We start from the raw sequence: 15909 nt of genomic DNA, 5'->3' as shown, positions 1-15909 counted from the left end.
TTAAAATATGATCGCGAGCCTTGCACCAGCTACCTTGTCATAAGGTATGGCATGCTTCTTTTGTCCGCTTTGAACGGTAAGTTCCCCGTCTTCAAAAGAAAGCAAACGACCTTCGAATTCCTTCAGGCCGTTGATCGGCTCGTATGTAGTAACGAATACGTTTTTGCCTACCGCTTTAGTAACGTCCTCCGCTTTTTTCAGCGGTCTTTCGGCGCCTGGTGAAGACACTTCCAGAAAATATGCTGTAGAAACAGGGTCATTTTCATCCAACTTTTGACCCAGATATTCACTGATCATACTGCAGTCGTCCAGATCAATTCCTCCGTCTTTGTCCACAAAAACGCGAAGAAACCAATTGCTGCCCTCTTTGACATACTCGACATCGACCAGTTCAAAACCATGCTCATCGAGGAAAGGTTGGGCCATTTCTTCTACTACTGATTTGATCTTTGGTGTGCTCAAAGATTATAACCTCCAAAAGTGAACTTTCCTGTGGTGAAAAAAAGACGCCCTATTACCATGGACAATGCTTCTCCATCACCGGCTTTTTCATTTTCATTTGATGTAATGTTCATTTCGGGCTCACTGCAAATAAACCGGCGTACCGGTTTCGTGCCCAAAAATAACCTTTTCACGTTGTAACTGTATATCAAACAGTAAAGAGTGGGTTTCCCCACTCTTTTAGCAACGGTTTTATCTCCATGATTACCAAAAAAATTATAACATAACCATAGTTATGTGACAAGTGCCAGAGCTTGACTACTGTGGTTCGGATTAAAACAGAGACAGCTGATTACTCTCTGGCAGACCTCGAAAGCAACCCATCTGGGACAGCATTTCGACAATGGTTTTACTAGCTTTCGATTTTTGTTGAAAATCCTCGACAGACAAAAATTCACCATGTTCACGGGAGGCTGCGATGTTACGTGCTGCATTGTCTCCAATTCCCTGAAGAGCTCCGAATGGCGGAATGAGTGAATCTCCATCCACCTTGAAGCGTGTAGCTTCAGAACGGTACAAATCAATGGATTTAAAACTAAACCCGCGAGCCGTCATTTCCAGAGCCATTTCCAGGATCGGAAGCATCCCTTTTTCTTTGGGCGGTGCCTGAAAGCCGAGTTGCTCGATTTCGACAATCTTCCGTGCGATTGCATCATATCCCTGACAGCACAGCTCAATATCAAAATCGGCTGCACGTACTGAAAAGTAAGTCGCATAATACTCAATCGGATGATACAGCTTAAAGTACGCTGTGCGCACTGCTGAAATAACGTAGGCCGCAGCATGCGCCTTCGGAAACATGTACTGGATTTTCAGACAGGAATCAATATACCACTGTGGCACCTTGCATTTTTTCATTTCCTCAATCCATTCAGCACTAAGCCCCTTACCTTTACGTACGCTCTCCGTAATTTTAAAGGCCAGACCTGCGTCCATCCCTGCCTTGTAAATCAAAAATAGCATAATGTCATCACGGCAACCAATTACAGTCTTGATGTTACAGGTATTATTCTTAATCAGTTCCTGTGCGTTCCCCAACCATACGCCCGTGCCGTGAGACAGTCCGGATATTTGCAGTAAGTCAGCAAAAGAACTTGGCTGCGACTCTACTAGCATTTGGCGTACAAACTTCGTTCCCATCTCTGGTACACCATAGGTAGCTACAGGTGTGCGGATTTGCTGGGGTGTTACACCGAGCGCCTCCGTGGAGTTGAACATGCTCATCACCTTAGGATCATTCATTGGAATGGTCGTAGGATCGACACCAGTCAAATCCTGAAGCATCCTCATCATGGTCGGATCATCATGACCCAGAATATCGAGTTTGAGTAGATTCGCATCAAAAGCGTGATAATCAAAATGCGTTGTTTTCCATTCCGAGCTTGTATCATCGGCGGGGTACTGTACCGGCGTAATATCCTCGACCTCAATATAATCGGGAACAACGACAATTCCGCCTGGATGTTGCCCGGTACTGCGTTTGACCCCTGTGCAGCCCGAAGCCAGCCTGTTAAGCTCAGCCCCACGCCATTTTTTATGATGCGCCTCTTCATATTTCTTTGCAAAGCCAAAGGCTGTTTTCTCGGCAACTGTACCGATAGTTCCAGCACGGAATACACTTTTCTCACCAAACAGTACTTTCGTATAGTTATGTGCGACAGGTTGATATTCGCCAGAGAAGTTCAAGTCAATATCGGGAACTTTATCTCCCTTAAACCCAAGAAACGTTTCAAACGGAATATCCTGTCCCTCACCCTTCAGTTTGCCACCGCATTTGGGACAGTTTTTGTCCGGCAAGTCAAATCCGCTCGGCACACTACCGTCCAAAATCCATTCGCTATGTCTGCATTCAGGATTACCGCAAATATAATGTGCAGGCAGTGGATTAACCTCGGAAATACCGAGAAAGGTAGCGACCACAGAAGATCCAACAGAACCCCGTGAACCTACCAGATATCCATCCTTATTAGACTTTTTAACCAAACGCTCGGAAATGAGATAGTTGGCAGAGAAACCGTATTTAATAATCGGCTCTAGTTCTTTTTCAAGACGGGCTACAACCACTTCGGGCAATTCCTCACCATAGATGGATTTAGCTGTCTCGTAGCAAGTGTTGCGGATTTCCTCGTCCGCCCCATCCAGCAAAGGTGTGAACAGCTTGTCAGGGAACAGCTCCAGCTCCTCAAATCGATCCGCCAACTCACTGGTATTCTTCACAACGACTTCATAGGCTTTCTCCTCGCCCAAAAACTCGAATTCTGCCAGCATTTCGTCTGTGGTGCGTAAATGCGCATCTGGCTTACGAATATCTTTTAGCGGGCTAAATCCCGTAATGCCGTGTATCGTAATATCACGGTACAACTTATCGCGAGTTTCCAAATAGTGAACATTGCCTGTAGCAATTACGGGCTTATCAAGTCGCCGTCCAATTTCGCATACTTTGCGTATTGCCGTTTTCAGAGCATCAGGCCCGCTTACCAGTTGTTTTTCTACTAAATGCATATACATCGTCAAAGGTTGAATCTCCAGCACATCATAAAACTGTGCAATTTCCTCGGCCTCTTCCTCGGACTTGTTTAACACAGCCTCGAAGAACTCTCCCTTTTCGCAACCAGAAATAATAAGCAATCCGTCTCTCATTTCTGACAATTTGGATTTAGGAATACAGGGCACACGCTTGAAATATTCGGTATGAGACATCGAAACCAGCTTGTACAGATTTTTTTTACCAATCGGATTGAGGGCATAAATACAGCAGTGAAAAGGACGAACGGTCGATAAATCCTTACCCACATAATCATTCAGACGATCGAGCATTTTTAAACCCTTAATTTGTTCCGCATCATTCAGCAAGCCATTCAGCACTTCAGTCAGTGCGACTGTATCGTCAATGGCTCGGTGATGACTTTCTAGCGCCACTTTATATTTGGTCGTCAGCGTATTCAGACGGTGGTTTTTCATTGTTGGAAACAGTAAACGAGCCAGTTCTAGCGTATCCAGTACCGGATTGGTCATTTCAGGCAAACCCATATTTCGAAGGGTCGCCTGGATAAAGCCAACATCAAATCGCGCATTATGGGCAACCAATACAGCATCGCCAGCAAAAGCTACAAACTCCTTCATAACAGGTTCTACATCCGGCGCGTCCTTGACCATTTCATCGTTAATGTTGGTCAGTTGCTGGATATTGTATGGTATGCGCTCATGCGGATTAACAAAGGTAGCATAACGATCAACTTCTTTGCCATCATGCATTTTTACAGCCGCAATCTCAATGATTTTATTCTGTGTAACCGATAAACCGGTGGTTTCAATATCAAAAACGACATAAGTCGCTGTTTTCAAATTTAATGGCTGTGCCTGCATTACAACCTCAACAGCATCATTAACCACATTGGCCTCAACACCGTATATCATTTTAATGCCGTTTTTCTTTGCAGCCTTAGCTGCATCAGGGTAGCACTGCACACCGCCATGATCAGTGACCGCAATCGCCTTGTGCCCCCATTTGGCAGCTGTTTTGACGTATTGATCAATCGAGGCAACAGCATCCATAGCACTCATCTTTGTGTGGAGATGGAACTCAACCCGTTTTTCCTCTGCATTATCCTTACGTGTGGGTGGAGCCTGTACTTCAACTAGATCGGAAGGAATCATAACCAGCTCGGGAATTTGCATAAAACGATCATATTCAACTCGCCCCCGCACTTTGACCCATTTCCCGTTAGCCAACAAACTGAGGATCTTTAGATCTTCTTTAGTTTTAGCAAACATTTTCATTTGCAGGGAATCACTAAAGTCGGTCAAATAATACGTAAACAACGTACTGCCATTGCGCAATTCTTTACTATCCAAACCGAAGATTGTTCCTTGTAAGGTGACTTTTTTCTCTTCGTCCTGAATATCTTGCATCGGAACAGCTGGTTCTTTGATGTCATAACCAAATTGAAGCCGTACGTCTCCTTCTTCTTCATCCAAAGGCGGCATTTCGGATTCCATACTTTCCATCATCTGCTGAATAACTTCGCGTTCTTCCTGCATCTTCTTTTCTTGGAATTGCTGTAATGCCTCCTGGTTACTTTCACCCACTTGGACTTTAATGCGCATAGAGAGTCCGAAATATTTATCGTAAAATTTGATGATAGCTTGATCTATCTGTTTTTTACGCGCCAGTTCCAATGACATACTGTCGCTCATCGTCAGCAATAATAGACCGTCTTCCCACTCGTGCACAGCCCGATTCATCCAACCGTTAACAGATGGGATCTCACGATGCACCCACTCTAGAAAAAGTTTCCAGTATTCACTGATGATATCACCAGGCTGAATCTGCTCACTATACTGAAAACGGAACGTAATTTTTGCGATGTGACTCATTTTTTCCTGTACTTGAATACAGAACGTACGATACACCTGAGCGGGGACCAGTGTCTCCTTGGCAATGGTGATATTCCAATCCTTATTGGTACGGCTAATCTCCACTTGATCAATCCAACCGTCCAAAAAATAAGGTTCAACCACTCCAGCTGGCATCCCAACTTGCTTCATCAGCAGTTCCAGCCGCTTTCTCTTTTCTTCAGCTCCGCCCATGGCTCTCCCCCCAATTTTAAATCTACCATTCTAAAAACATGAAAAGCTTCTGCGTCAAAAACATCTCCGACCGCAAAAGCTTTTCGTAGCCCTCTTCAATCCTTCTCACAACGACATAGATCCTTCGGAACATTGTCCCGTAACAGCTACCATGTCAGCAAAAAGAATGAAGTGAGTATAGTGATATTGCCCTACATCTATATTAATACGCCCGTGCAAACACTACTGTATGCTTGGCAGGTTTGCCACAACACAAACATGTGGACTTTTGCTCGGTTGTTTTAAACGGTATGTTACGGCTTGTAGCACCTGTTACTTCTTTAACTTTGTCTTCACATTCTTCAGCTCCGCACCAGCCTGCCAAAGTAAAGCCGCGTTTTTCTTCCATGAGAGTCTTCATTTCATCCAGCGTATCGACGGAATAGAAGTTTTCTTCCATGAAATTTTTCGCACGATCAAACATCTCCTGCTGTACCTGTGCGAGCATCGCGTGTACTTCCTCAACCAGATTATCCTGCTGCACGATTTTTTTCTCACCGCTGATGCGGGATACGAGCACACAGACACCGTTTTCCATGTCACGAGGTCCGATTTCCAGACGAACCGGCACACCGCGCATTTCATATTCATTAAATTTCCAGCCTGGACTTACATCGCTGCGGTCGTCCATTTTAACACGCACTCCCGCTTGTTTCAACTCAGCAAATAGTTCATCTGCACGAGCGATAACGGCATCACGCTTCTTAGGTGGTCCAATTGGAACCATAATAACCTGCGTAGGCGCAACTTTAGGAGGCAATGCCAGACCACGGTCATCTCCATGTACCATAATCAGTGCACCGATCAAACGTGTACTTGTTCCCCATGAAGTCGTATGCGCGAATTCCAAGTTGTTTTCACGACTCAAATATTTAATGTCAAATGCAACGGCAAAATTAGTCCCCATATAGTGGGAGGTCCCAGCTTGTACCGCCCGTCCATCCTTCATCATCGCTTCCAGTGAAAATGTATCCTTCGCACCTGCAAACTTTTCAGAAGGTGTTTTCTGTCCAGTAATAACCGGAATAGCCAGAACTTCCTCAATAACCTCACGGTATACTTCCAGCATTTTCATCGTTTCTTCACGTGCTTCTTCTTCTGTTTCATGGGCCGTGTGACCTTCTTGCCACAAAAATTCACTTGTGCGCAAGAAAGGCAGCGTGCGTTTTTCCCAACGCACTACATTAGCCCATTGGTTAATAAGCACAGGCAGATCACGATAGGATTGAATCCATTTGGAGTACATATGACCAATCATCGTTTCCGAAGTCGGACGAATTGCAAGACGCTCTTCCAGCTTTTCCCCGCCAGCCTCGGTTACCCAAGGCAGTTCAGGATTAAACCCTTCAACATGCTCTTTTTCCTTTTGAAAAAAGCTTTCTGGAATGAACATTGGAAAATAGGCATTACGGTGCCCTGTTTCTCTGAAGCGCACGTCCATGGCTTCCTTGATATGCTCCCAGATTTCAAAACCATCGGGGCGGAATACAATACATCCGCGAACAGGGGAATAATCCATCAGTTCTGCTTTTTTAATAACATCAATATACCATCGGGAAAAATCTTCGCTCTGCGGCGTAATTTCCTCGACAAACTGTTTATCGTTCGACATAGAAATGCATGTCCTCCCATACAGACCGTTTTTATATAAGTCCGTCTCTAATTAACCATTAATTAAGCGTAAAATATCGTTATACGTGACCGCAATCATAAGCAGGAATAGCATAGCAAAACCAACGAAATGGACCATTCCTTCCCTGCTCGGATCGACGGGACGCCCTCTTACCGCCTCCACACCCAGGAAAACAAGTCTGCTTCCATCCAGCGCCGGAATAGGCAGTAAATTAAATATCCCCAGGTAAAGACTCATTATGGCAGTCCAATACGTCAACTGCTCAATCCCCTGCTTGGCAATTTGCCCCGTCACTTCAAAAGTACGTACCGGGCCTCCCAAGTCATTGATAGAAAATCGTTGAATGAGCTGGCTAAATCCTTGGAAAATAATATCGGTCGTTCTGACCATGGATTGTCCGGCAAATTTGAACGTTTCACCCACACCTGCTTGGCGTTTTGGAAGTTCAGGCACAATGCCCACCTTGCCACCCTTTTGTCCTTCCATTGCACGAGGTGTAATAGTAAGATCAAAGGTCTTATTATCACGGCGAACCGTCCACTTCATTGGCTTGTCTTGAGAATCCGCAATCAGTTTGATCATGTTTTCAACATTCGCACCAATGGCTATTCCATTCACCGATTCGATGATATCTCCCTTATGCAAATCAGCTTCAGCAGCAGGCATACCTGCTGTAATTTCACTAATTTGGACATACGTCGGGTTGTCCACTTGTATGCCGACCATCTGAATATGCAGACCAAACAAAATAAAGGCAAGAATAAAATTCATCAGTGGTCCAGCAAAAATAGCCATCGCACGCTGTCCTACTGTTTTACTCCCATACTGCCGATCCTTGGGTGCAATCTGAATGGATTGACCTTTGGTTACCATCATCGCTTGCGGGTGTACAGTGTATTGCTGATCTTCGCCATCTACATCCAATTTTAAAGTTAACGACTGTTCCAGATCAATATCCAACACTTCGCCACGCACCACATTCTTGCGATTATCTAGTTGATCCAGATAGATGGTCTTCACGACGTCATCCGTTACGCGTACAGCAATCGTTTGTCCGGTCTCAATTTCATTGACCTCCGGATCCTCTCCCGCCATGCGGGCAAAGCCACCGAACGGCAACAAACGCAACGTAAATCGCGTCTCGTTTCTTTTATAAGAAAACAGTTTCGGACCGAAACCGATCGCAAACTCCCGTACCAGAATCCCGGCGCGCTTGGCAAAATAATAATGCCCCCATTCATGCACTGTCACTATGACGAAAAACATGAGCACCGTCATCAACACTATTTGAATCGTTTCCAATCGTTTCCGTTCCCCTTTCAATGAGATCGAGTTTGTCTTCCTAGATTATCATTATTCTCCGATCCCGCACAAGAGAATCACATTTCGTTTCTAACCCAACATTAGCCTACAATTCCGCAGCTATGCTACGAGTCTCTCCGTCACATGCTTCAATCGCAGACAGATCAGGATTAGCCACATTGACATGCCGCTCCAGCACACGTTCAATAATAGCTTCAATATGCAGAAAAGAAATTTCTCCACGCAGGAAACGGGCAACAGCAATCTCATTAGCTGCATTAAATGCGGTCGGTGCTGTACCACCCATTTTACCACATTCGAAGGCAAGCCTTAAACAAGGAAAACGATTATAATCCATTTCCTTAAAATGGAGTCTGCCCACTTCAGCCAGTGACAACGGCTTCGCCGGGGACTTCATACGCTCAGGATAAGTCAATGCATATTGAATGGGTACTCTCATGTCCGGATTCCCAAGTTGAGCAACAATGCTTGTATCCTGAAACTCAACATAGGAATGAATAATGCTTTCCGGATGAAGCAACACATGAATCTGCTCATAATCAAGTCCGAATAGCCAATGCGCCTCAATGACTTCCAGCCCCTTGTTTACCATCGTTGCTGAATCAATTGTAATTTTGGCCCCCATTGACCAATTGGGATGCTTGAGTGCATCTTCCACTGTAACTTCACGCAACTGTTCTCTTGTCAAATCTCGAAAAGAACCCCCTGATGCTGTGAGAGTAATATGTGCCACATCTTTCATACGCTCACCATTCAAGCATTGGAAAATAGCTGAATGCTCACTGTCAATCGGCAGCAACGGCACTCCTTTCGCCCGAGCCCGCGCTGTGACCAGATGACCAGCAGTAACCAGTGTTTCCTTATTGGCCAAACCGATCTGTTTTCCAGCCTCAATTGCGGCCAGCGTGGAGTGCAATCCGACACTGCCCATTACAGCCGTCACAACCATATCCGCCTCTGTGTTCGCAGCAAGCTCAACGAGTCCTTCATTTCCCCAATACAGTTCCATTCCAGAAGGCAGTAAAGGACGAATTTCATCCGCCAACTGCCGAGTACCCACAGACACTTTTTTGGGTTTATAAAGATGCGCCTGCTCAGCAAGTAACTTTATATTAGAACCACCTGCTAAAGCCTCAACAGTAAACTGATCCGGGTGCATGGACACTACATCCAGCGTTTGAGTTCCAATAGATCCGGTTGAACCAAGTACCGTAATTCTTTTCATGATGCACCTTCCTATCCTGAAAATCACTTTTATCCAGGAGCTCATTGATTATTATTCAGGCAGCTATGCTACTGGTTCCAACCTTCTAGTAGCGCAGAGTGAGCAGCATAGAGATTAGCCTGAGCATAAACTGTAATCAATAGACTCATGGAAGCAGCATCAGCATATGTACAAATGGAAAAACGACAATCCAGCTGTCGCAGCGGTCTAGTATACCACCGTGCCCTGGCAGCAGATTACCGGAATCTTTAATGCCGTACACTCGTTTGTATGCAGATTGTACCAAATCGCCCAGTTGTCCCACAACTGCACATGACAAACCGATGCCGATGGCTTTGCTCCATGGCAGCAGTCCACCCGATAATCCAGCGAATACAAGAGCTATAACCAACGCTAAAACAATGCCGCCAATGGATCCTTCAACCGTTTTGTTCGGACTGATCGCAGGCCATAATTTCGTCTTTCCTGCCAATTTGCCTACAAAATATGCCCCTGCATCACTTGCCCAAATACAAGCCAATAATAAAAATGTCCATAACAGTCCATGTTCCATATGACGTGATTCCGCAATATACGAAAATCCAAACCCTATATAAACGGTACCAAGAAATAATATAGCTACCGTTTGAATCGGGATTTTATTTTTTGTTCCTACCGTGATGATCATAAAAGCTATCATTACCAGCCAAAGCATACTGGCAAAGGGTAAGGGTGAGTGCAAACCAAAAGATTCATAAGGGAATACAAAAGCTAATATGCTTACGTATCCAAGTATTGCTGTACCTCCAAAAGGAGATACCTGCGTCATACGTGCGAACTCATAAAATCCGATTAGGGCCATCGCCAATATAAGCAAATGGTAGGCCAAGCCGCCCCACAGGACCATCGCCAAAAAGAATATGCCTGCCAGAATACCGGTAATTAATCTCTGTCTCAACGGCTTTCATCCTCCATTTACTTCAGTCCGCCATACCGCCGTGTTCTTTGCTGATATTCGATCACTGCTTCGTATAAGTGTTCTTTCTTAAACTCAGGCCAATAAATATCAGTAAACCACAACTCACTGTAGGCAAGCTGCCAGAGCATAAAATTACTAAGTCTAAGCTCACCGCTTGTTCGAATCAGTAAATCAGGGTCTGGCATACCACTAGAAAGCAACGTATTACCGATCAGCTCAGATGTTATATCTTCTGTTTTAAGCTTCCCATCCGCAATTTGACGGCCCAATGTTTGCATGCATTCTGTGATTTCCAACCGACTTCCATAATTTAATGCAAAATTAAGAACAAGTCCGGTATTATTTTCAGTTCGTCGAGTCGCTTCAGTCAGCGCCTCAACGGTATGGGAAGGTAAATGTTCCTTATTGCCCATCATACGCACTTGCACATTTTTTTCAATCAGCTCATCTAGCTCAATAGCCAGAAATTCCTGCGGTAAGCGCATTAGAAAATCAACTTCGTCCTTTGGACGCGTCCAATTTTCAGTTGAAAATGCAAATAAAGTCAAATACTTAATACCCAGTTCATCCGCTGCAATTGCTGTGCGTTTCACTGCCTTCATTCCATTTTGGTGCCCTACAATCCGCGGCATTCCAATCCGTTTGGCCCATCTGCCGTTCCCATCCATGATGACAGCAACATGCTGCGGAATATTGTCTTTTGAAATGGCCGGTGTTTGCTGTTTTTGTTCCCCGTTCCACCAAGACCGAACCCGTTTGATCATTCCAGTTCCTCCAGCATTCTCTGAAAATGTGCCTCAGGCTTGAAAAGAGACAAACCCCACCGTAAGGGAGGGGCTGCCAATCTTTTAAACTTCCATAATTTCTTTTTCTTTTGCAGCTAAAACTTTATCCACTTCAGCGATAAACTTATCAGTTGTTTTCTGGATATCTTCCTGATGTTTACGAGATTCGTCCTCGGAAATATCACTTTTCTCCAATTTTTTGATGTCATCATTGGCATCACGACGAATGTTACGAATAGCGATCTTCGCTTCTTCACCGTTCTTCTTCGTCAACTTCACCAAGTCAGTTCTGCGTTCCTCCGTCAAAGCAGGAATGCTCAGACGAATGGTGTTACCATCATTCGAAGGTGTCAAACCTAAATCGGATTTTTGTATAGCGCGCTCGATATCGGCCAAGGAAGATTTGTCCCAAGGCTGAATCATCAAGGTCCGGCTGTCAGGTGTATTGATATTCGCCAGCTGGTTGACTGGAGTCATTGCACCATAATACTCTACCTGTACACGGTCCAGTAAAGCTGGTGTCGCCCGTCCTGCACGCAAAGATGCAAGATCACGTTGCAATGCTTGGATTGCTTTTTGCATGCGTTCCTCAGCACTCTTTTTCACAGATTGTGGCATTAATTTACACTCCCTTTGACGATCGTACCAATTTTCTCACCCAGCACGACACGTTTAATGTTACCTTGCTCTGTAATAGCAAAGACAATCAACGGAATATTGTTATCCATGCACAACGAGGAAGCGGTAGAATCCATGACACCGAGATTTTTGTTGAGCACATCCAAATACGTAAGCTGCTCATATTTCTCGGCTGTGCTATCTTTAAACGGATCAGCAGAATATACGCCATCCACTTTATTTTTAGCCATCAGAATTACTTCCGCTTCAATTTCAGCAGCACGTAGTGCAGCAGTAGTATCAGTCGAGAAAAACGGATTACCTGTACCTGCTGCAAAAATAACAACCCGACCTTTTTCCAAATGACGGATAGCTCTACGGCGGATATAAGGTTCAGCAATCTGTTGCATCGCAATGGATGTTTGTACACGAGTAGGTACTTCAATCTGTTCCAAAGCATCCTGTAAGGCCAGTGAGTTCATCACTGTTGCCAGCATACCCATGTAATCTGCCGTGGCCCGGTCAATTCCGTTGGCACTTCCAGCAATACCACGCCAGATGTTACCGCCACCACACACGATAGCAACTTCTACTCCCAGTTCCACCACGTCTTTGACTTGTTCGGCAATGGACGCAATCGTATCCGCATCAATACCGTAACCGTTAGGACCTGACAGCGATTCACCACTAACTTTCAGGACAACACGCTTAAACACAGGTTTTTCCAAATGATCACCCTCCAATATCATTTATACTTTATGTAACAGGATAGGTGTCCTGTTGCAAGAAAAGGAACACTGATGTGTTCCATTTCCGTTTTTTCCATATGCAATTACCGTTCGTTGGTAATTATTGTTTCACTTGAGACATAACTTCTTCGTAGAAGTTATCTTCTTTTTTCTCCAGACCTTCACCCAGTTCAAAACGAACAAAGCGACGCAGAGAGATGTTTTCGCCAATTGTACTGATTTTTTCGTTGATAAGCGTGGAGATTGTTTTGTCTGGATCTTTGATGAAAGATTGCTCCAACAAGCAGAACTCCTCATAGAACTTACCAATGCGGCCTTCAACCATTTTTTCAACGATTTTCTCTGGTTTACCTTCGTTCAGAGCTTGTGCTTTCAGGATTTCTTTTTCTTTTTCGATTTCTTCCTGTGGTACTTCTTCACGACGAACATAACGAGGGTTCGATGCAGCGATATGCATTGCAATGTCGCGTACAAAATCTCTGAACTGGTCTGTTTTAGCTACGAAGTCTGTTTCGCAGTTTACTTCTACCAGTACGCCGATACGGCCGCCAGCATGAATGTAGGATTCAACAACACCTTCAGTAGCAATACGACCTGCTTTGTTGGCTGCAGCTGCAAGTCCTTTTTCGCGCAGAACTTCAACCGCTTTTGTCAAATCACCGTTTGCTTCTTCAAGCGCTTTTTTACAATCCAGCATTCCTGCGCCTGTTTTTTCACGAAGCTCTTTTACTGCGCTAGCATTAACTGCCATATTATTTCCCTCCAAATTTGATTTTCAGTGGTATACCGTGCTTTATTCCTTAAAAAAAGGGTAGTGAGAGGTTATACACCTGCCAACCACCCTTTTCATTTAATTCATATAGGTATTTCCTAATGGAAATATTATGCTGTAGTTTCTTCGCCTTGGTTTGCTTCCATAACTGCATCAGCCATTTTACCTGTCAGCAATTTAACAGCGCGGATTGCGTCGTCATTACCTGGGATAACATAGTCGATTTCGTCTGGATCGCAGTTTGTATCAACGATACCTACGATTGGGATACCCAATTTGCGAGCTTCAGCAACCGCGATACGTTCTTTGCGTGGATCAATGATGAACAGAGCACTTGGAAGGCCCTTCATGTTTTTGATACCGCCCAAGAATTTTTCAAGACGATCTTTTTCTTTGCGAAGAATGATAACTTCTTTTTTAGGAAGAACTGCGAATGTACCGTCTTCTTCCCAAGCTTCCAGTTGTTTCAAACGGTCAATACGTTTTTGAATCGTTTGGAAGTTAGTCAGCGTACCACCCAACCAACGTTGGTTAATGTAGAATTGACCAGCGCGTGCTGCTTCTTCTTTAACGGAATCTTGTGCTTGTTTCTTAGTGCCTACGAACAGAATTGTACCATTCTCAGCTGCAATGCTTTTTACGAAGTTGTAAGCTTCCTCAACCTTTTTCACTGTCTTTTGCAAGTCAATGATGTAAATACCGTTTCTTTCAGTGAAGATATAACGATCCATTTTCGGGTTCCAGCGACGTGTTTGGTGACCAAAGTGAACCCCAGCTTCCAAAAGCTGTTTCATGGAGATTACTGCCATCTTCACGCACCTCCTAAGTTTGGTTTTTTGTGTGTCCTCCGCCGACATCATTTTTCATAAAGACTTTCCATTGGAAAGCACCCTCTACAAAATTAACCGACGTGCGTTTTTAACACCGTCAATTAATATACCATAACACTTGCATCGTTGCAACCAACTTTTCGACAATAGTTGGAACAAAGCAAAATGTGACGTTTTACGCCTCTTATCGAACTTGTCAGCATGAATAAAAGCCGTCCACTTCCCGGTCTGGTCAGTTGGACGGCTTTTTCGTAATTTTAGTAATAATAGAACTGAAATCCTCACCTTTAGCAAACTGATAGGTACCCGTACGAATTTTGGTATTGATTTTTTGGGCCTTAGCTGCTGCCTCAAATGCACTAGCATCCGACACAACCCCTGCCCGTTGCAATCCTGATGCCACACTTCTCAAATTGCTTCCCGATGCAATGCTATACTGCACTTGTGGGGTGGCAGGCTGCTTGGGGATGTTGGGAGTCGTTGTAGTGCCAGACCTTTGAGTTTGCGGCTTATTCGGACTTTGTGGAACCGATGCGCTGGTCGAAGGTTTAGAAGCCGCCGAGGATGTGCTATTTGCAGGTACCTTTGGTGTTGACGGCGTTTGAGCTGGTTTAGCCTTTTGGGGTGCAACCGGAGTTTTGTTGCCTTCCTTGATCACCTTATTACGCCATTCCTCTTCTGTCATTTTCGGATCAGAACTGTCACTGATCTGAAGATTTAATTCGGCAGCTGCCTTTTCTAATTGCTCTCGCGTCATGTTTTTTGGGTCTGTTGAAGATTGCTGCGATTGTCCCTGACCGATCATTGCCAGTTGCAACAGCAATGCCCCCATTATAAGGCCCGTACCCATGCCTAGCATAAATGAACGGTTTTTGATCACGTTACATCCTCCCGCTCCGCGAGTTGCAATATAAGCTGTACTTCCCCCCGCTGGATGCCTGATTGCTTGGCTATATAATCCAACGACTTGCCTTGCTCATGCAGCGCAAACAACTCTTGATAACGATCACGGATGGACTCTACTTCCTGCTCAGTTTCAGCGTCTTGCAATACTGTCTGCTTCTCCATAGTTACGAGAGGAGCTTCTGAATCAGAATAGCCTTCCTGTACAGACACTCCAGGTTGCGGACTTTGAAATTGACCGTAAGCAACCGCTGCCTGATGAGAAGTTACTGTATGTTGTATTTCCTTAGATACAGGCTCGGTTTGCATAGAAACAGTAGCAAACATAGCCTGGCGCTCAAGCTCCACGATACGGTTCCGAAGCTCAGCTACTTGTTCCTGTAATGCCGCCTGTTTAACTGTATGCTCCTGCTTCATACCAGATACGAACTCAATCAGCTCGTCATTGTCGTTTTCAATATCGGCCATATACTGCTCCAATGTGGTCTCGACCTTTTGAACGACGGCCTCTTCTGTTCCCCGGCCTGGCTGACGCTTAGGCAGAAGCCAGGCGTAGACAACAGCTGCAGCGCCCAGCAGAACAATATAAATCCATGGTTGATCCACTGCCCATCGTCTCCTTTAATAACGCTTCTCCACCTGTCGGATCAGAGCGAAAAATCAATATGATGTCCCTTGTACGGATGCTCTGCCGGATGCTCCTTAGGCACCTCAGTCTCATCTGATTGGGAACGGCTCTGCTGGGAAGAATCTCTGCTCTGCCCTCCCGTTTGCCGCTCACCGACGAATGTTTCTGCAGACTGATCTATGGCGCCGCTTCGTTGACGCATGTTCTCTGTCTCCAGCGCGGCCTTTTGTCCAAGCAATGCTTGATCATTCATCGGCCGCTGCTGGGACTCACTTTGGTATTTTCCTGCTTCACTGGTGCGAGGTACGGCAATTTGCAATTCAACAGCCTTCAAGCTCATTGGACCACACCCTTT

At 44.9% G+C, this 15909-nt stretch carries 14 protein-coding genes; all 14 read right to left on the bottom strand.

The genetic code is table 11. The annotated features are described in order from the left end of the window. A complete protein-coding gene (gene rimP / locus ACL9RM_RS07265; protein WP_061829440.1) occupies positions 1 to 462 on the bottom strand; it encodes a ribosome maturation factor RimP in 462 nt (153 codons plus the stop codon). Positions 463 to 774: 312 nt separating this feature from the next. Beyond that, a complete protein-coding gene (locus ACL9RM_RS07260) occupies positions 775 to 5091 on the bottom strand; it encodes a PolC-type DNA polymerase III (RefSeq protein WP_250268108.1) in 4317 nt (1438 codons plus the stop codon). A 202-nt stretch (positions 5092 to 5293) separates the two neighbouring features. Next, positions 5294 to 6742: a proline--tRNA ligase gene (gene proS, locus ACL9RM_RS07255; RefSeq protein WP_069291738.1), complete on the bottom strand. Its 1449-nt coding sequence runs from the start codon at positions 6740 to 6742 to the stop codon at positions 5294 to 5296. A gap of 51 nt (positions 6743 to 6793) precedes the next feature. After that, the gene (rseP, locus tag ACL9RM_RS07250) at positions 6794 to 8065 is read right to left on the bottom strand and encodes an RIP metalloprotease RseP (protein WP_061829443.1); all 1272 of its coding nucleotides are present in this window, start codon (positions 8063 to 8065) and stop codon (positions 6794 to 6796) included. Between the two features lie 106 nt (positions 8066 to 8171). Continuing rightward, complete coding sequence (locus tag ACL9RM_RS07245) at positions 8172 to 9311, bottom strand: 1-deoxy-D-xylulose-5-phosphate reductoisomerase (protein WP_250268107.1); 1140 nt, start codon at positions 9309 to 9311, stop codon at positions 8172 to 8174. A 145-nt stretch (positions 9312 to 9456) separates the two neighbouring features. Further along, the gene (locus ACL9RM_RS07240; protein ID WP_250268106.1) at positions 9457 to 10248 is read right to left on the bottom strand and encodes a phosphatidate cytidylyltransferase; all 792 of its coding nucleotides are present in this window, start codon (positions 10246 to 10248) and stop codon (positions 9457 to 9459) included. A 17-nt stretch (positions 10249 to 10265) separates the two neighbouring features. Next, a complete protein-coding gene (locus ACL9RM_RS07235; protein WP_023988210.1) occupies positions 10266 to 11033 on the bottom strand; it encodes an isoprenyl transferase in 768 nt (255 codons plus the stop codon). Between the two features lie 84 nt (positions 11034 to 11117). Continuing rightward, positions 11118 to 11672 carry a ribosome recycling factor gene (gene frr, locus ACL9RM_RS07230; protein WP_029517013.1) on the bottom strand — a complete coding sequence of 185 codons (555 nt, stop codon included), beginning with the start codon at positions 11670 to 11672 and terminating at the stop codon, positions 11118 to 11120. Next, positions 11672 to 12400 (bottom strand): UMP kinase, encoded by a 729-nt coding sequence (gene pyrH, locus ACL9RM_RS07225; protein ID WP_013309918.1) that lies wholly within the window; start codon positions 12398 to 12400, stop codon positions 11672 to 11674. The genes frr and pyrH overlap by 1 nt, the downstream gene beginning before the upstream one ends. 121 nt (positions 12401 to 12521) lie before the next feature. Further along, positions 12522 to 13172: a translation elongation factor Ts gene (tsf, locus tag ACL9RM_RS07220; protein ID WP_013309917.1), complete on the bottom strand. Its 651-nt coding sequence runs from the start codon at positions 13170 to 13172 to the stop codon at positions 12522 to 12524. Between the two features lie 131 nt (positions 13173 to 13303). Then, positions 13304 to 14002: a 30S ribosomal protein S2 gene (rpsB, locus tag ACL9RM_RS07215; RefSeq protein WP_013309916.1), complete on the bottom strand. Its 699-nt coding sequence runs from the start codon at positions 14000 to 14002 to the stop codon at positions 13304 to 13306. A gap of 253 nt (positions 14003 to 14255) precedes the next feature. Beyond that, positions 14256 to 14903 (bottom strand): endolytic transglycosylase MltG, encoded by a 648-nt coding sequence (locus ACL9RM_RS07210; RefSeq protein WP_250261632.1) that lies wholly within the window; start codon positions 14901 to 14903, stop codon positions 14256 to 14258. Continuing rightward, positions 14900 to 15532, bottom strand: coding sequence for a hypothetical protein (locus tag ACL9RM_RS07205; RefSeq protein ID WP_250261633.1), 633 nt, complete (start codon positions 15530 to 15532; stop codon positions 14900 to 14902). Before ACL9RM_RS07205 ends, ACL9RM_RS07210 begins: the two co-directional genes overlap by 4 nt. 41 nt (positions 15533 to 15573) lie before the next feature. After that, on the bottom strand, positions 15574 to 15894 hold the full coding sequence (locus ACL9RM_RS07200) for a hypothetical protein (protein ID WP_061829447.1): 321 nt from the start codon (positions 15892 to 15894) through the stop codon (positions 15574 to 15576). Between the last annotated feature and the right edge of the window lie 15 nt (positions 15895 to 15909).

The sequence above is a fragment of the Paenibacillus sp. S29 genome (assembly GCF_049319765.1).
GTDB lineage: Bacteria > Bacillota > Bacilli > Paenibacillales > Paenibacillaceae > Paenibacillus > Paenibacillus polymyxa_B.
This window is presented reverse-complemented; position numbering and strand designations above follow the sequence as displayed.